Consider the following 17,471-nt stretch of genomic DNA (forward strand, 5'->3'; position numbering starts at 1 on the left):
CAAAAAAAGCACAGCTTTATATGCTGTGCTTTTAAAGTCTTACGAAAGAATATTAGTCGTTTACGTAAGGCAATAATGCCATTTGACGTGAACGTTTAATCGCTCTTGTAAGTTTACGTTGGTATTTAGCAGAAGTTCCTGTTACACGACGAGGAAGAATTTTCCCACGCTCAGAAACAAAACGCTTTAGAAGTTCAACATCTTTATAATCGATGTGTGTAATTCCGTTTGCTGTGAAATAACACACTTTTCTACGCTTCGCGCGACCACGACGAGCCATAATTGAAAACCTCCTTATATTTTAATTAAAACGGTAAATCGTCATCTGAAATATCGATCGGTTCCCCATTATCAGCGAATGGGTCATCCTGTTTAGGTTGATTGTTGTTATTATTATTTGGATTATATCCAGATTGGTTCTGATTAGACTGGAATCCTTGTGAACCTGAGCCACCTGAAGACGAGCCTTTTGTTTCTAAGAATTGTACGCTATCTGCAACAACTTCTGTAACAAAGACACGTTTTCCTTCTTGATTATCGAAGCTGCGGGATTGAAGGCGTCCATCAACACCGACTAAGCTTCCTTTATTCATGAAGTTTGCTAGGTTCTCTGCGGCACGACGCCATACAACGCAGTTAATAAAATCTGCATCACGGCTACCTTGTTGGCTAGTAAACGGGCGGTTTACAGCAATAGTAAAGTTCGCAACGGCTACTCCGTTGGGTGTATAGCGCAAATCAGGATCCTTGGTTAATCTGCCGGCAAGAACGACACGATTTAACACAGAACCACTCCTTATTGATCGTCTTCGCGTACAGCGATGTGACGAATAATATCATCAGAATACTTAGCAAGGCGATCAAATTCACTAACAGCTTGGCTGTCACCGTTGAATTTAATTACCATGTAGTAACCATCACGGAAATCGTTAATTTCATAAGCTAAGCGACGCTTGCCTACTTCTTTAGTTTCAGTAATTTCCGCACCATTATCAGTAAGAACCGTGTTGAAACGTTCTACAACTGATTTCTGAGTTTCCTCATCTACGTTTGGGCGGATGATATACATGATTTCGTAATTTCTCATCCGACTTCACCTCCTTTTGGACTTAGCGGCCCTTAACGGGCAAGGAGTAATTTCTCGTACAATTACTCACAATGTTGTATTATATCAAAGTTAATAGAAAAGCACAACCAAGTTTCCAATTTTACGCTTATACATTGAAGCGGAAATGAATAACATCTCCATCTTTAACTAAATATTCTTTGCCCTCTAAACGAACTTTACCATTTTCTTTAGCCACTGACATTTTACCAGCTTCCACAAGATCATTATATGCCACCGTTTCAGCACGGATAAACCCTCTTTCGAAGTCACTGTGAATAATCCCTGCTGCTTGAGGGGCTGTCATGCCTTCTTTAAAGGTCCAGGCGCGTACTTCTTGCTCACCTGCAGTGAAGTAAGTTGCTAATCCCAGAAGATTATAGGCCGCTTTAATAAGCTGATCAAGTCCGGATTCAGCAATCCCTAAATCGTCTAAGAATTCTTCCTTTTCTTCTCCTTCAAGTTCAGCAATTTCAGATTCAATCTTGGCACAAACCACAATAACCTGAGCGTTTTCTTTTTCAGCAAACTCTCTTACAGCTTGTACATACTCATTCCCGCTAGGGTCTGCAATTTCATCTTCTCCAACATTTGCTACATATAAAACTGGCTTAGATGTTAACAAGTGAAGTCCTTTAACAATTTTCTGTTGGTCATCACTATAATCTAGAGCTCTTGCTGGCACTTCTTCTTCCAGACCTTCTTTAATCTTCTCAAGAACCGCCTGTTCTGCAAGTGCTTCTTTATCTTTTTGACGTGCCATTTTAGCCACACGATCTAGTCGCTTATTAACCGTCTCTAGATCTGCTAAGATTAGCTCAAGGTTAATCGTTTCAATATCTGCAATTGGGTCCACTCCTCCAGAAACGTGTGTAATATTATCATCCTGGAAACAGCGCACTACGTGACTGATTGCGTCTACCTGACGAATATGGGAAAGGAATTGGTTCCCTAATCCCTCACCTTTACTGGCTCCTTTTACAATCCCTGCAATATCTGTAAACTCAAATGCTGTAGGGACTGTTTTTTTAGGATTAACCAGTTCTGTTAGTTTCTCTAACCTTTCGTCTGGAACTTCAACAATCCCAACGTTTGGGTCAATCGTACAGAACGGGTAGTTCGCTGACTCTGCACCAGCTTGTGTAATTGCATTAAATAAAGTTGATTTACCAACGTTAGGCAAACCTACAATTCCTGTTGTTAATGACATTAACTTTCCACTCCTTAAGGATTACCGTCCATATGAACGTCTGCAGTAACCCAATTATATTGCTCGTCCATTTATATGACAAGTAAGCACATTAGAAAAACAAGGGGGAAGTTCACCCTTGTTTTTCTATTTTTAACTCGATATTTTTCATTTTTTAAACAGCTAATCTGTATGATTTCTATATTTTCTAGTATACAACATAACATATACAAAGTTTAACGTGAAACAGATCAGAATAGCTCATGATTCATTCTTTGCTTATTCTTCTTCGTGTTTTTCAAGCACTTTCTTCATTTTACTCTCAAAGCGACGCCGCGGGATTAAAACACTATGCCCGCATCCTTCACACTTAATACGGATATCTGCACCTAAACGAATGATTTTCCATCTGTTCTCACCACATGGGTGTGCCTTTTTCATTTGTACAATATCGTTTAAAGAGTATGATTGAACAGCCATTTAAATCCTCCTTACGATGTTGTCTCCATGATTTCATGTTCCTCTTGCCTGCTGTACATCACTAAACGTGGGAACGGAATTTCAATACCTTGTTCATCCAGTCTAGTTTTTAATTCTTTTCGAATGGCACGTGCGATCGCCCAATGTTCCATAGGTTCTGTTTCAGCTATTACCCTTAGCACAACATCAGATGAACCCAGGCTCTGCACTCCAAGAAGGTCTGGAGTTCCCTTCAGTTCCTGATAGCGTTGAGGCAATTCTTCCAATAGATTCTCAATGACTGTTTCAGCTCGCTTGATGTCACCTTCATACGCAATACTGACATCCACTACGGCAATACTGTTATGAACAGAGTAATTCGTCACCTCAACGATACTTCCGTTAGGAATGATGTGTAATTTACCAGTCCAATGCTTGATCTTTGTTGTCCTAAGGCCAATTTCTTCTACAAATCCTTCTGAACTAGACGTTTGAATATAATCGCCTACTGAAAATTGATCTTCAAAGATAATGAAAAATCCTGTAATGATATCTTTCACTAGGTTTTGGGCACCAAAGCCGATGGCCAATCCTGCAATTCCAGCCCCAGCTAATAGCGTTCTAACATCAATACTAATCGTATCCAGAATCATAATGGCCGCAGTAAAATAAACCATATACGTGAGCGTATTCTCCAGTAATTTCACAAGAGTTAGTTCACGCCTTTGAGTAATCTTAAATGGACCTTTACGTCTTCTTTTAAAGATGTTCTGAATGACTTGCTTCCCAAACTTAATAATGAAGTAAGATAGTATCAATATAACCAGTACATTGAGTACGCCCTTACCAAGCATGATCCACAATTCCGGGCCGGTAATATAGCTAATAGAACTCGTCCATTTATCTTGTAGCCAGTTCCACAATGTGCTTTGATCCCTCCCCCTTAAAAACCTTCATAATATACTATTGTATCAGCTTTTTAATCAATTTTGTATCGATTTAAAAAGGGGTACAACAAAATAGCAGAGAGCACATAAAGGTTTAACAAACCATACAATGGATATAAATATTTTATCAACGTTGAGAAACCAATACTGGTAAGAGGAAGCATAAGGAATAACGTGCATGCTGCCATAAACCAAAGCGGCCCTTTCAAACGATTTCTGAATCTCGTGATTAATCCTAGAACGCCTGATGCCGCTGTTGTAAAAATGGCAATCCATAATAGAAAGGATATAAATAGGAACATCTCATAAGGGTAATGTTTAAGGATAGCAAACAAGGGAATTTCATAAAGTAAAATATCGTCTGCAATTTGAATGAGACTACTATTGTATATAAAGGAAATTAAACCAAGAACCAAACCGCTCCCAACACTTGCAATCCAAATTTCTCCCTTATTACGCACCTCACTACCTACTGCACCTAACACTGCAATAAGAGGAAGAATATTGAGGGCAGTGAAAGGGAAAGCCGCTGGCCAGTTCCTTTGTTCACCAAGGTGAGAGAAGATTGATAGTTCTTGCTGAACAGTGAAGAGAATCAACACGTAAAGCAACCCCCCAATAAGCAAAGGCAGTATAAAACTATTCATGGATAAAATTCCTTTGATATCCCAGATAAATACAAGAATAAGAGGCACTACTATAGCGAAGATTCCTAACCAATAGGAGAAGTGAAAGGCCTGCCAAGTAGCACCACTTCCTGCCAACATAATAACAGTAGTGGTAAAAAGGTAAAGAATGATCATCCCATCATACAGAAACGTTAAATGGTCTCCCACAATCGTGCGAAGAACAGGAAGGTAATGCTTCGACTTTTTTTCGAAACTAATCCTTAAGATTACGTAACAGGAAATAGTAAATAATATGGTGAATATCAGAATAGCCAGTCCGCTTTCATGACCAAAGAATTGCCATAGCTCTCTTCCTGAAGCGTAACCTGCTCCAATCATGGTGCCAATGATCAAAAACATCCATTTAATACCAGATCGAATCATATTTTTCCTCCTACCTTCTTTCTTCGTCTATGTATAGAATTCGTGAAATCGCTGTATACTAATAACAATATGACTACGGAGGAAAAGCTATGAATCTAAAGCAAAGACTTTTTTCTCAGAAAACAGAACATCGCTACCATTATGAAGATGAGCAATTAATGATTGGTCTAACTCAAACTCTAAAAGAGTGGGTACCAGCTAATCGTGATATTGTTGTTGTTTGCATTGGTACAGATCGTTCTACAGGTGACTCACTCGGCCCTTTGATTGGCACTCTCCTTGAAGAAGGAAAGCTACAGCACATCCATGTGTACGGTACTCTAGATGAACCTGTTCATGCTGTTAACTTAAATGAGAAGCTTGAATTGATTCAAAAGCGTTACCATCATCCATACATTATCGGAATTGATGCATGCCTTGGTAAGTTATCCTCAGTAGGAAACGTAATACTAGGGCAAGGCCCCGTAAAACCAGGAGCCGCAGTAAAAAAACAACTCCCTGATGTAGGCGAAATCCACCTTACAGGTGTAGTGAACGTGAGTGGGTTCATGGAATATTTTGTTTTACAGAACACACGGTTAAATATTGTGATGCAAATGGCAAAGAGGATGGCGAAGGCAATTCAAAGTTTCGATCAGCAAATAGAACGAACACAGGTAACTAAGCACCTTCAATCTGATGCGCTTACTCCAAAAAGAAAGCGCTGGTTACCTATAAAGGAATAATACTTCATGCTAGATTAAGTCTGAATACAAAGAAGGAGCCGAAACTTTACTCGTTTCGGCTCCTTCTTTGTCACTGAAGTACTTTCATATCCCTATTTGTAACCAACCATACAGAATGAACCCTATAAACAACAGGCTTGGTAATAAGTTAGCAACGCGTATTTTGGTTATATGTAAAATGTTAAGTCCAATGGCTACAATGAGAATTCCACCGGTGGCTGTCATTTCTACAATAAATAGATCCATGAAAGATTGGGGAATCCACTTATGAATTTGGGTAGCGAGTAACGTAATTCCTCCTTCATATAATAAAACCGGAATAACCGATAGCATAACGCCCCATCCTAAAGTTGTCGTTAGAACTAAAGCAACAAAGGCATCAATAATAGCTTTAGTCACTAAGACATCATGGTCACCTCGAATCCCACTATCAAGAGCACCCACAACAGCCATTGCACCAATCACAAATATTAAAGAAGCTGTTATAAATCCCTCTGAAACTGTGGAGTGTCCACCTTTACTAAATTTAGATTCTAGTACAGAACCAAGTTTCTCAAAACGCTCCTCTAGCTGTAGCCATTCCCCTGCAAAAGCTCCAAACAATAAACTAAGAAGCATAACAATAATTTGATCCGTCTCAATAGCCATTCGTAGACCAATTAAGGTGACAGCTAACCCAATCCCATTCATCGTTGTTTCTTTTGTTTTTTCTGGAATTCTATTAAAAAAGAGACCTACTAAGCTTCCAATAGCGATCCCTACCCCATTTACGAGCGTACCAAATAAAATCATATTTCGTTCCCCCAGCTTACTATGTTTCATGTGAAACATGTCGAATGAAATTAGACGAAGAAAAAACCTGATGCTTGGGTCACAAACATCAGGGCCGCTTCTTTAATCTTCAAAGTAGTGTAAAATACGGTCAAGATCATCTTCTGAGAAAAACTCGATTTCTATTTTTCCTTTTCGTTTTCCTTTTTGAATCGTAACCCCTGTTCCTAAGCGTTCTTGTAGAAGGGATTCCCTCTCCTGAATGAAGACATCTTTTTTTACTTTTTTCTTTTTCTTCTTTTGCATGTTCTTCTCATTTAACTGGATGATATACTGTTCAACTTGCCGTACATTTAATCCTTCTTTTCGGATCTTTTCAACGAGGGGAAGAAGCTGATTTTTATCCTTTAATCCCAGCAATGCCCTTCCTTGCCCCATTGAGAGTTCTCCGTTATTTATAAGCTCTCCTACAGGTTCAGGTAATGATAATAGGCGAACTAAGTTTGCAATATGTGGACGACTTTTTCCAAGACGCTTTGCTAACTGTTCCTGTGTTAAGTCGAGCTCTTGCATTAAGTTAGAATAGGCTTGCGCTTCCTCAATAGGAGTGAGGTCTTCACGCTGAAGATTCTCAAGCAACGCTAGTTCCATCATATGTTGTTCAGATAGGTCACGTATGACAACGGGAACAGTTGTTAGTCCTGCCTCTTTAGCAGCCCTAAATCTTCTTTCACCTACTACAATGTCATACCCTTTTATACTTTTACGTACAATGATAGGTTGAAGAATGCCATATTGGAGAATAGATTCCTTTAATTCTTCAATAGCTTTTGGATCAAAGACTTTTCGAGGTTGATAAGGATTCGGGCGACATTCCCTTACAGAAATCTCTTGAACCTTTTCCTCTTCTGTTGCTTCCATGTCAGGAAAGAAAGAACCTAAGCCTTTACCCAACCCTCTGGCCATTCGTCATCACTTCCTTTGCTAATTCTAAGTAAACTTCAGCGCCACGTGACTTTGGATCATAAAGAATGATGGGTTTTCCGTGACTTGGAGCTTCACCTAAACGAACGTTACGAGGTATAACCGATCCATAGACCTTATCTTGGAAGTATTTCTTTACTTCCTCAATTACTTGTATTCCTAAATTGGTACGAGCATCTAGCATTGTAAGTAATACGCCTTCAATCATAAGCTGTTTGTTCAAATGTTTCTGCACGAGGCGTACCGTGTTTAACAACTGACTTAACCCCTCTAACGCATAATACTCACATTGCACCGGTATTAAGACAGCATCGGAAGCCGTTAATGCATTAATTGTAAGCAAACCTAAGGACGGGGGACAGTCAATAATGACATAATCATATTCATCCTTAACCGAATCAATTGCTTTCTTTAAGCGAACTTCCCGTGAAATCGTTGGAACAAGCTCAATTTCTGCACCTGCTAACTGGATCGTTGCAGGAATTGCATCTAAATTCTCCACCATCGTAGGAACCTTCACATATTTTGCTTCTAAGTCCTCGACCAACACATTGTATACACACTGATCCATATCAGCTTTCTCAATACCAACTCCACTTGTCGCATTTCCCTGTGGATCAATATCGACAAGCAATACCTTGTGATTTAAATAGGCCAAACAAGCACTTAGATTTACAGCAGTCGTGGTCTTTCCTACCCCACCTTTTTGATTGGCAACGGCGATTACTTTACCCATGATGTCACCTACCTCTAATCTGTCAAATCTTCCAATTTTTATTTTATCATTTTTTGAATGCACAAGAAGCAATAATTCAGATAAATCGTGAAAAATAAAAGCCTTCTCTTTGAAAAGCTCTTTATTTCTTAACATGTTTCATGTGAAAAAAATACCCACCTTATGCAGGACACAAAAGATGGGGAGTTAGAGCATCATGATTGTTTTTTAGGAATTTTAATTGTGATCTGGTAATAGTCATCATAGTCTTCTTCATCCGTTTCAAGGTCAATACCTGTATCAGATACCATCGTTAGCGATTGCTTGATCGTGTTCATCGCAATACGCATATCTTTACTGATTCCTTTTAATCGTGGCTTACGCTTTTGGGGTTTACTTTCCCCTTCACGCAATTTCGCTATTTTCTCTTCTGTTTGCTTTACATTAAGAGACTTTTCTATGATCTCTTGCAGTAACTGTTCTTGCTTCTCCGGATCTTTAAGCGCGATTAATGCCCGGGCATGTCGTTCGGTTATTTTCTTATCCAGAATAGCCTGTTGCACCACATCGGGCAGCTTTAATAATCGCAGTTTATTGGCAACGGTTGATTGGCTTTTCCCTAGTCGTTGCGCTAAAGCTTCCTGTGTAAGGTTATGAATTTCTAATAGTTTCGCATACGCCATTGCTTCTTCAATAACCGTTAGTTCTTCACGTTGTAAGTTCTCAATTAGAGCAACGGATGCCGTTTGGGCTTCATCCATTTCTCGAATAATAGCCGAAACATTTTCCCATCCTAAATGTTGTACAGCTCGCCAACGACGCTCTCCTGCAATTAATTCATAACCAGCATCTTCATCTTCCATTTTGCGAACCACAATAGGCTGAATCATCCCGTGTGTCTGAATGGTCTGAGCCAATTCTTCAATCTTCTCATGGTTAAAAATTGTACGAGGCTGATAGCGATTCGGCTGAATATTCTTCACCGGTAATTGAATGACTTCATCAGGATGATAGTCTTGTCGCTCTTGTTCTTTCTCTTCCGCTTCGGACTTATCCCCTATTCCAAATAAGCGGCTGAATGGGTGTTTCATCCTTTGACACCACCTTTTCTACTTTCACCCTTTTTAGGGTACCCTTCGTGTTATCATCTAAGGAATGTTTCACGTGAAACAGTAAAAGAAACCATTATAGAAAACATCTCTTCACATGAGAGATGCGAGGATCCAAGTATGCTTTTCTTTTATTACTTAAAGAAAAGTTGAAAGTGCAAAAAAGCGCTGCAGCGGAGAGCTGCCGCGCATATAACGTCCACTTTGCGATTGTATAGAAGCAGTCTTCTTCTATTATCGTTTAATTCTACCTATATTTTAGCATACAATCTATAAAATGAGCAGGGAGAGCTAGAAAATCTTTTCAAATATTCTTGGCTAAACGACAATTCTACAACACTTCTTTCATTCAATATGTATATATTCTCCATGTGTAGACACAATTCCTTCTCCCTCATTCACCCTCCTACACAATTCGATGATCACATCTGTTTTCGTAGGTCGTTTCCGCTGAATCATTTTGTTTCTCTTCCATTACTACTTAAAAGCCCTATATTTCCTACCAGTTATCAACAGAATATTCGTTTTCGTTAACTTCTGATAGACTAACAGAATTGTGCTTCCCTCACAAACTTGGGTCTAAATGTATTGTCTCGTTTAAGCTATTTCAAGGATAATTGGTGTTTGTAAACGGACCGTAGTGAACCCTTTCTAATAGCCTGTTTCCGCCCCCCTTACCTCAAGTCAAAAGTAAGGGAAACACACTCTAAAGCATGACTTGTTCAACTATCCTACAAAAAAAGCATGCGGGCTCCGTTAAGGAGAACCACATGCTTTTGCTAAAGCTATTATTGTGTTAGCGGACTCTTATTCGGAAGCCCTGCCTTACGAGGATATTTCTTAGGTGTTTTGCGTCGTTTATGATAGATTCCAATATTCCGTTCACTATCCTCTTCAGGTAACTGAAATGTATAATGCTTCTCTAGTTCAGCTCCAAGGAGATTTGTCGCAAAGGCAGCATCCTCAAGCTCTTCTTTAAAAGAGGCACCTTTCATCGCTACAAATTTGCCACCCACTTTCGTAAGGGGAAGGCATAATTCGCTTAAGACAGATAGTCTTGCTACAGCTCTCGCTGTTACCATATCATACTGCTCTCGGAACTGTTGATTCTTACCGAAGTTTTCAGCCCGATCATGATAGAATGCTACATCGTCCAGTTCTAATGTAGTAGCTAGATGATTGAGAAAGGTAATTCGCTTTTTTAACGAGTCAACGATTGTCACTTTTAGCTGTGGAAACACGATTTTTAATGGAAGGCTAGGGAATCCTGCCCCAGCCCCTACATCACAAATCGATAATGGTTCGTTAAAGTCTAAATAAAAGGCTGCCGTCAATGAATCATAGAAGTGTTTTAAATAAACACCCTCTTCATCTGTAATAGCCGTTAAATTCATTTTTTCATTCCACTCTACTAAGGCTTCAAAGTAATCATGGAATTGCTTCTCTTGTTTCTCACTCAGCTCAATTCCTTGATCTTGTAAAGCTTGAAGAAAGGTTTGTTTGTTCATGACACCGGTCCTTTCTGCTTAGGCTTCATCTCCAGATACCTTAGCAATTTTTCCTTGTTCTATATAAACAAGCAAGATCGAAACATCCGCTGGGTTCACACCAGAGACACGAGAAGCCTGCCCCACAGATAATGGACGAACCTCTTTCAGACGATCCCTCGCTTCAGATGCAATTCCATGAATATCATCATAATCAATATCTTCAGGAATTTTTTTGTTTTCCATTTTTCTCATTCGTTCAATTTGTTGTTCCGACTTTTGAATATAGCCTGCATATTTGGTGTGGATCTCTACTTGCTCTTCCACTTCATTAGGAAGGTCCTTTTGCTCCTCTAGAAGCCCTGCAACCATTTCATATTTCATTTCTGGTCGTTTCAGAAGATCATAAGCATTTACAGCATCTTTAAGCGGCGAGCCTCCAGCCTGTTCAATAACTTCCTGAGCTTTTTCTGTTGCTTTAATCGTAATTCCTTTCAAACGTTCAATCTCTTCTGAAATCATACGTTTTTTGTCCTGGAAACGAGCATAGCGATCCTCTGAAATTAAACCAATATCATGGCCAATATCCGTAAGGCGTAAATCCGCATTGTCGTGGCGTAGAATTAAGCGATATTCAGCACGGGAAGTTAGAAGACGATACGGTTCGTCTGTTCCTTTTGTGACCAAGTCATCAATGAGCACTCCAATATAGGCTTGAGAACGATCTAAAATAACCGGGTCTTTACCTAGTACTTTAGAGGCAGCATTAATTCCAGCCATGAGCCCCTGTGCCGCCGCTTCTTCATAACCAGAAGTTCCGTTAATTTGACCAGCGGTGAAAAGTCCTTCAATCGCTTTTAACTCAAGAGTTGGCCAAAGCTGTGTAGGCACCACAGAATCGTATTCAATTGCATAGCCGGCACGCATAATTTCTGCTTTCTCAAGGCCTGGAACTGTCTCGATCATCTGCTTTTGCACATGTTCAGGTAGGGAAGTTGATAGCCCCTGTACATAGACTTCTTCTGTATTTCTTCCTTCAGGTTCTAAGAAGACCTGGTGACGAGGTTTATCATGGAAACGCACAATTTTATCCTCTACTGAAGGACAATATCGAGGTCCTGTACCTTTTACCATACCAGAGTACATCGCAGAAGAACTTAAATTATCATCAATAATCTTATGAGTGAACTCATTGGTATACGTTAACCAGCAAGGGATTTGATCTGTGATATACTCCGTCGTTTCATACGAAAACGCACGAGGAACTTCGTCTCCTGGCTGAATTTCTGTTTTTGAGTAATCAATAGAATGACTGTTTACACGCATTGGCGTCCCAGTCTTAAAACGAACCATATTAATGCCAAGCTCTTCAAGGTGAACCGACAGATCGGTAGAAGCACGTTGGTTGTTAGGTCCGCTTTCATAAGCTAGATCTCCAATAAGAACTTTTCCGCGCATAAATGTTCCGGTAGTAACAATAACAGAGTCTGCCGTATAGGCTGCTTTCGTCTCTGTTACAACGCCCTTACATACCCCGTCTTCTACCATTAGTTCCTTAACCATCCCTTGGCGAATCGTTAAGTTTGGTTCATTTTCGATTACCTTTTTCATTTCTTGAATATATAAATGCTTATCTGCCTGTGCACGAAGGGCGCGAACAGCAGGCCCTTTTCTTGTGTTCAACAGACGCATTTGAATATACGTTTTATCAATAACTTTGGCCATTTCGCCACCTAAAGCATCAATTTCACGAACAACGACACCCTTTGCCGGGCCTCCAACAGATGGGTTGCACGGCATGAAGGCGATCATATCCAAATTCAAAGTCAACATTAGCGTTTTTGCACCACGACGAGCGGCCGCTAAACCAGCTTCTACACCTGCATGACCAGCACCAATAACAATAACGTCATAATGTCCTGCTTCAAAAGTATTCATGACTCTCTCTCCTTAACTCACTTTATTTTCCTAAACAAAACTGAGAGAATAACTGATCAATTAAGCTTTCTTGAACCGTATCGCCCACGATTTCACCAAGAAGCTCCCATGTTCTCGTTACATCTATTTGTACCATATCAATCGGCATACCAGCTTCCATGCCTTGCATTGCTTCTTCTAACGTATCTTTTGCCTGATTCAGCAACTGAACGTGACGAACATTTGAAAGATAGGTCATATCACCCGTATCAATATCTCCTTCAAAGAAAATCTCAGATATGGCGGTTTCTAATTGATCAATCCCTTGCTCTTCAATTAACGACGTCGTGACAATAGGATGGTTCCCTGCAACTTCTCGCAGTTCTCCCATATCAATTTGTTGCGGTAAGTCTGTCTTATTTACGATGACAATAACGTCCATCCCTTTAACCGCTTCAAATAACTTTTTATCCTCTTCTGTAATGGTATCTCCATTATTTAAGACAAGGAGGATTAAGTCGGCCTCTTGCAATACTTGCCTGGATCGTTCGACACCAATTTTCTCGACAAGGTCTTCTGTTTCCCGGATGCCCGCTGTATCAATTAGACGAAGGGGGACTCCTCGGACGTTGACATACTCCTCAATCACGTCACGAGTCGTTCCTGGCACCTCAGTAACAATCGCTTTATTTTCATGAACAAGAGCGTTCATTAAAGACGATTTCCCTACGTTTGGACGCCCGACTATAGCCGTACCAAGACCTTCACGAAGTATTTTCCCTTGTTTGGCCGTTCTTAACAGTCGCTCGATCTCTTGATGAACGCTTTTCGTATTGTGAATCATCATCTCATTGGTCATCTCTTCAACATCATCGTATTCAGGATAATCAATATTCACTTCTACTTGAGCCAGAACTTCAAGTAATTCCTGCCTTAAATTCTGGATCAAACGGGACAAACGCCCATCCATTTGTTTTAACGCAACATTCATCGCTCGATCCGTTTTGGCACGAATTAAATCCATTACAGCCTCTGCTTGGGATAAATCAATACGTCCATTTAAGAACGCACGCTTCGTGAATTCACCTGGTTCCGCTAAACGGGATCCTTGAGCTAATGTTAATTCCAACACACGGTTTACAGATACAAGACCACCATGACAATTGATCTCTACTATATCTTCACGAGTGAACGTTTTAGGAGCACGCATGACAGAAACCATCACTTCTTCTACTAATTCATTGGTCTTAGGGTCTACTAATTTTCCATAATGAATTGTATGAGTGTTGACTTCGTTTAAATCTTTTCCTTGAAATATTCCGTTGGCTAACGAAACAGCTTCAGGGCCACTTAAACGAACAATGGCAATCGCCCCCTCTCCGACCGGGGTAGATATTGCACTTATAGTATCTGTTTCCATGCTCTCACCTCTTTTCTTAATCTTAATTATATTTTATCCACAATTATTTGTTTTATATAGTCACTAACTTATTAGATTAGCACATAACACGATTCTTTGAAAAGCTTTTACTTCAAAAGGTTTTTATATACGAAAGTTATCCACATGTGGACAGTCAATTTCTTTATTCTAACACGTTTTCTTCTTCTATAATTGACCGATTCTTCAAACAAGAGGCACAAGAAATGCCCCCGGTACTTAACCAGGGGCAATTTCATTACTATTCAGGTTTTATAACCACGTGACGATGGGGTTCTGAACCGTCTGAATAAGTCGAAACTTGTTTGTTATGCTGCAACGCAGCATGGATAATCTTTCGTTCATAGGAAGGCATTGATTCAAGTGCTATTTCAGTCTTTGTACGCACTGCTTTATCTGCTAAACGCCCGGCTAACCCAGAAAGAGTCTCTTTTCTTCTTTCACGGTAGCCTTCCGCATCAACTATTGCTGTTAAATACTGACGTCCATCTTGATTGATGACGAGTTGCGCTAATGACTGCAAAGCATTTAATGTTTGGCCACGTTTTCCAATGAGTAAAGCGATCTTGTCTCCCTCAAGCTCAAAGATAATCTCTTTACTTTTCTTCTTATAAGAGACTTGGATCGGTGCCCCCATTTGCTGACCAATTTGTTCTAAATACTCTTTAGTCGCTTCAATAGCTTCTTCCATCTTAAGTGATTTATTTTCACTTTCATTTTCTGAACTGGTATGATCATCTATCTCTAATGAATCAACTTGCGGTTCGTCAGGATCTTTAGCCTGCTCAGGTGCGGTTTCAACCGGTTCTTCTTTAGCGGCTACCATCATAACTTTAACAATGGCTTTTTTAGCACCAAACACACCGAAGAATCCCTTCTTACCTTCGTCAATAACTTCTACATTAACTTGGTCCCTCGAGGTGTTTAACTGCTCTAATGCTGAACGGACCGCGTCCTCAACTGTTTGTCCAGTAGCAGTTACTTGTCTCACTTATTTCGCTCCCTCTGTTTTTGAATCCTTCATCATTGGCTTACGAATAAAAACAGTTTGTGCAATCATAAATAAGTTACCTACCACCCAGTAAAGCGCAAGCGCAGCTGGGAAGTTTAAAGCAAAGATACCAATCATAACCGGCATAATATAAAGCATCATTTTCATTTGCGGATTTTGATCAGCTGTTCCAGCCATCATGAGCTTTTGCTGAATGAACGTAGTAGCTGCCGCAACGAGTGGCATGATAAAGAATGGATCTGATTGCCCTAATTCAAACCATAGGAAACTGTGATTTTCAATTTCCTGTGTTCGAACAATAGCATGGTAAAAGGCAATTAAAATTGGCATTTGTAAAAGAATCGGGAAACAACCCGCTAACGGATTCACACCGTTTTGTTGGAACAACTGCATGGTTTCTTGTTGCAATTGTTGCTGAGTTTTTTGATCTTTTGAGCTATGTTTTTGTCTTAGCTCTTGTAATTGTGGTTGTATTTCCTGCATAGCTTTTGAGCTCTTTAGCTGTTTAACGTTTAATGGTAAAAGAATTAAACGAATAATCAGCGTAACTACGATAATAGATAAACCATAGCTCTCACTAAACAAGCCTGCGAAATACTTAATTAACAACGACAGTGGATATACAAAATACTCGTTCCAAAATCCTGTACTTTCAGATGTAATGTTTTGGTCAATTTGCGTACAACCTGATAGCACAACAAGAAGTCCTGTCAGCGTTAATAAAAAAAGGACCTTCTTTCGCAACTTTTCTTCCTCCTTATTATCCCAAACGGTATTATTCCAGTAATACATGTATTCTATCATTAGTCACTGGCTGGCTTCTATATAAAATCTTAAGCTTTTAGCGATTTTGCTAACAGATTTGTTTTCTTTAAAACGTGAGACAAACTTTTCTTGATTTCGTGAAAATCCATTTGATTGGTGGGTTTTCTAGCAATGACAACTACATCGTAATTCTGTTTCATTCGTGGCTCAAGTTCAAGAAAGGCTTGTCTCAAGTAACGCTTAATCTGATTTCTCATGACCGCGTTTCCAATCTTCTTGCTTACTGATAGGCCAATCCGAAAGTGAGGTTGTTCCTCTTTTTTTACGTAGTAAAGTACCAGTTGTCTGTTAGCGAATGAAGAACCATTCCTAAATACATATTGAAATTCTTCATTTTTTTTGATCCGATATTGTTTCTTCATATTTTCATCCTCACTCTAAAGAAAGCATAGTGCTTTGAGGAAGCACGAAAGGTTCATCGTCAAGAATAACCCAGTAGTTACAAACGACAGAATCGTAATTGAACGTTCTGTCCTCCCCTATTGCCATCTCAACATAAAAAACGTATTCCCCCTGCTTACAGCATATCCCCTACAGAAAAAAGTTATATCATACGAAACAGCATTTTCTTAAAGAAATATCAGATCAGCGCCATTGAATAGGCATGTTGAGGAATACGTTTTATTTACGTTCAAACTAGAAAAAAGACCACTGACATATGTTCAGTGGCCTATGCAGATAATGTTTTTCTACCTTTGCGACGACGGCGCGCTAGTACTTTACGTCCGTTAGCAGAACTCATACGATTACGGAAGCCGTGCACTTTTTTACGTTTACGGTTATTTGGTTGAAATGTACGTTTCATTGTATAGACACCTCCCTGAGGATTAAATAAAATCAAAAACTAAAAAGACAGTCCAATTCATTATAAGAAGAATAGGTATAAAAAGTCAACTTTCTTTTTAAATCAACAGCTGAAAGCAACGCATCCTTGTGAACCATAAGCGTGCTGTGCCACCTTTAACAGCTTTCCAGACTCCTCAAATTTTTTATTAAAGTCCTTCTTCAACTCTCCATTTTTCATTTCAAATATGGCCGCTGTACTGTTCCAAACTTTCTAAAAGACAGACGCGTTCCCAAATTCTTTATCAACATCACTCGTTTAGTTCCTAGTTTGTCCAAATGTAAGTATAAACCTTTAGTCAGATCTATGAAAGATCCATGTTACTAAATCTATTTTTAGAGGATCCAACGATTTATGAAAAGAAGTTATAAAAATGGTTTAACAGGTCATCTTTTTTCTGTACACTTCGTCTGTGCATAACTTTTTAACCCCATTTCGACTATCCACATCAATTATCGACAAGATAATCACAAAATATAGTGTTGTGGATAAAAAATGTCTACAAGCAGTAGATAATGTGGATAAGTAACCGAAAACCATTGCAACAGAGGGATTTATTTGGTATTATATTTGTGTTTTAGTAATGAATAATTAAACACGCCAATAATTCTTTTCCACAGGTTGTGGATAAAGTGTGGACATCTATTCACAGTGGTGTGCATGTACTTATCAACAATATTGTGGATTGTGCTTATAAGTGAACTGCAAGCTGTTATAGTAACAGTTTTGCTTCCACAGCATTATAAGTCCTTAAGATTGCACAAAAGTTGTACAACCCACCTCCGGATCTCCTTTCTTCTGGTTTATTTAGAAAGAAAGGTTTAGATACGTGAGGTTTTTTGTTTCATAAACCATTCTTTATTACATGATTGCTCGAAAGGGGTGAAATTTG

The 17,471-nt window shown here is 39.4% G+C and carries 19 protein-coding genes; 1 reads left to right on the plus strand and 18 read right to left on the minus strand.

Annotation, left to right across the window (positions count from 1 at the left end):
• Positions 1–52: 52 nt before the first annotated feature.
• The 7 genes from rpsR to QNI29_RS20820 all read right to left on the minus strand — a co-directional run bounded on the left by rpsR (position 53) and on the right by QNI29_RS20820 (position 4,752).
• Positions 53–280, minus strand: coding sequence for a 30S ribosomal protein S18 (gene rpsR, locus QNI29_RS20790; RefSeq protein ID WP_036780513.1), 228 nt, complete (start codon positions 278–280; stop codon positions 53–55).
• Positions 281–305: 25 nt separating this feature from the next.
• Positions 306–785 carry a single-stranded DNA-binding protein gene (gene ssb / locus QNI29_RS20795; RefSeq protein ID WP_231419430.1) on the minus strand — a complete coding sequence of 160 codons (480 nt, stop codon included), beginning with the start codon at positions 783–785 and terminating at the stop codon, positions 306–308.
• 11 nt (positions 786–796) lie between these two features.
• Complete coding sequence (rpsF, locus tag QNI29_RS20800) at positions 797–1,087, minus strand: 30S ribosomal protein S6 (protein ID WP_231419429.1); 291 nt, start codon at positions 1,085–1,087, stop codon at positions 797–799.
• 127 nt (positions 1,088–1,214) lie between these two features.
• A complete protein-coding gene (gene ychF, locus QNI29_RS20805; RefSeq protein WP_231419428.1) occupies positions 1,215–2,315 on the minus strand; it encodes a redox-regulated ATPase YchF in 1,101 nt (366 codons plus the stop codon).
• Between the two features lie 258 nt (positions 2,316–2,573).
• Complete coding sequence (locus QNI29_RS20810; RefSeq protein WP_231419427.1) at positions 2,574–2,774, minus strand: DUF951 domain-containing protein; 201 nt, start codon at positions 2,772–2,774, stop codon at positions 2,574–2,576.
• Positions 2,775–2,785: 11 nt separating this feature from the next.
• Entirely contained in the window at positions 2,786–3,607 is an 822-nt protein-coding gene (locus QNI29_RS20815; protein WP_231419555.1) for a mechanosensitive ion channel family protein, read from the minus strand.
• Between the two features lie 125 nt (positions 3,608–3,732).
• Positions 3,733–4,752, minus strand: a complete 1,020-nt coding sequence (locus tag QNI29_RS20820) for a YkvI family membrane protein (protein ID WP_231419426.1) — start codon at positions 4,750–4,752, stop codon at positions 3,733–3,735.
• Between the two features lie 89 nt (positions 4,753–4,841).
• On the opposite strand from QNI29_RS20820, the gene yyaC reads away from it, so the two are divergent.
• Entirely contained in the window at positions 4,842–5,477 is a 636-nt protein-coding gene (gene yyaC / locus QNI29_RS20825; protein WP_231419425.1) for a spore protease YyaC, read from the plus strand.
• Positions 5,478–5,561: 84 nt separating this feature from the next.
• Here yyaC and QNI29_RS20830 read toward each other — a convergent pair whose 3' ends face one another.
• From QNI29_RS20830 to rpmH, 11 genes are all read right to left on the minus strand, one after another.
• Positions 5,562–6,269 (minus strand): DUF554 domain-containing protein, encoded by a 708-nt coding sequence (locus QNI29_RS20830; RefSeq protein ID WP_231419424.1) that lies wholly within the window; start codon positions 6,267–6,269, stop codon positions 5,562–5,564.
• 102 nt (positions 6,270–6,371) lie between these two features.
• Positions 6,372–7,214: a ParB/RepB/Spo0J family partition protein gene (locus QNI29_RS20835; protein WP_231419423.1), complete on the minus strand. Its 843-nt coding sequence runs from the start codon at positions 7,212–7,214 to the stop codon at positions 6,372–6,374.
• Positions 7,195–7,968 (minus strand): ParA family protein, encoded by a 774-nt coding sequence (locus QNI29_RS20840; protein WP_231419422.1) that lies wholly within the window; start codon positions 7,966–7,968, stop codon positions 7,195–7,197. The genes QNI29_RS20835 and QNI29_RS20840 overlap by 20 nt, the downstream gene beginning before the upstream one ends.
• 194 nt (positions 7,969–8,162) lie before the next feature.
• Positions 8,163–9,038: a nucleoid occlusion protein gene (noc, locus tag QNI29_RS20845; protein ID WP_231419421.1), complete on the minus strand. Its 876-nt coding sequence runs from the start codon at positions 9,036–9,038 to the stop codon at positions 8,163–8,165.
• Positions 9,039–9,844: 806 nt separating this feature from the next.
• Positions 9,845–10,564: a 16S rRNA (guanine(527)-N(7))-methyltransferase RsmG gene (rsmG, locus tag QNI29_RS20850; RefSeq protein WP_231419420.1), complete on the minus strand. Its 720-nt coding sequence runs from the start codon at positions 10,562–10,564 to the stop codon at positions 9,845–9,847.
• 18 nt (positions 10,565–10,582) lie between these two features.
• Positions 10,583–12,481, minus strand: a complete 1,899-nt coding sequence (gene mnmG, locus QNI29_RS20855) for a tRNA uridine-5-carboxymethylaminomethyl(34) synthesis enzyme MnmG (RefSeq protein WP_231419419.1) — start codon at positions 12,479–12,481, stop codon at positions 10,583–10,585.
• Between the two features lie 22 nt (positions 12,482–12,503).
• Positions 12,504–13,880 (minus strand): tRNA uridine-5-carboxymethylaminomethyl(34) synthesis GTPase MnmE, encoded by a 1,377-nt coding sequence (mnmE, locus tag QNI29_RS20860; RefSeq protein ID WP_231419418.1) that lies wholly within the window; start codon positions 13,878–13,880, stop codon positions 12,504–12,506.
• Positions 13,881–14,139: 259 nt separating this feature from the next.
• Positions 14,140–14,889, minus strand: coding sequence for an RNA-binding cell elongation regulator Jag/EloR (gene jag, locus QNI29_RS20865; protein ID WP_231419417.1), 750 nt, complete (start codon positions 14,887–14,889; stop codon positions 14,140–14,142).
• The gene (spoIIIJ, locus tag QNI29_RS20870; RefSeq protein WP_231419416.1) at positions 14,890–15,654 is read right to left on the minus strand and encodes a YidC family membrane integrase SpoIIIJ; all 765 of its coding nucleotides are present in this window, start codon (positions 15,652–15,654) and stop codon (positions 14,890–14,892) included.
• An 89-nt stretch (positions 15,655–15,743) separates the two neighbouring features.
• Positions 15,744–16,097 (minus strand): ribonuclease P protein component, encoded by a 354-nt coding sequence (rnpA, locus tag QNI29_RS20875; RefSeq protein ID WP_231419415.1) that lies wholly within the window; start codon positions 16,095–16,097, stop codon positions 15,744–15,746.
• A 308-nt stretch (positions 16,098–16,405) separates the two neighbouring features.
• Positions 16,406–16,540 (minus strand): 50S ribosomal protein L34, encoded by a 135-nt coding sequence (rpmH, locus tag QNI29_RS20880; protein WP_036780566.1) that lies wholly within the window; start codon positions 16,538–16,540, stop codon positions 16,406–16,408.
• Between the last annotated feature and the right edge of the window lie 931 nt (positions 16,541–17,471).

Origin of the sequence: Pontibacillus chungwhensis, assembly GCF_030166655.1 — a bacterium.
Taxonomy (GTDB): domain Bacteria; phylum Bacillota; class Bacilli; order Bacillales; family BH030062; genus Pontibacillus.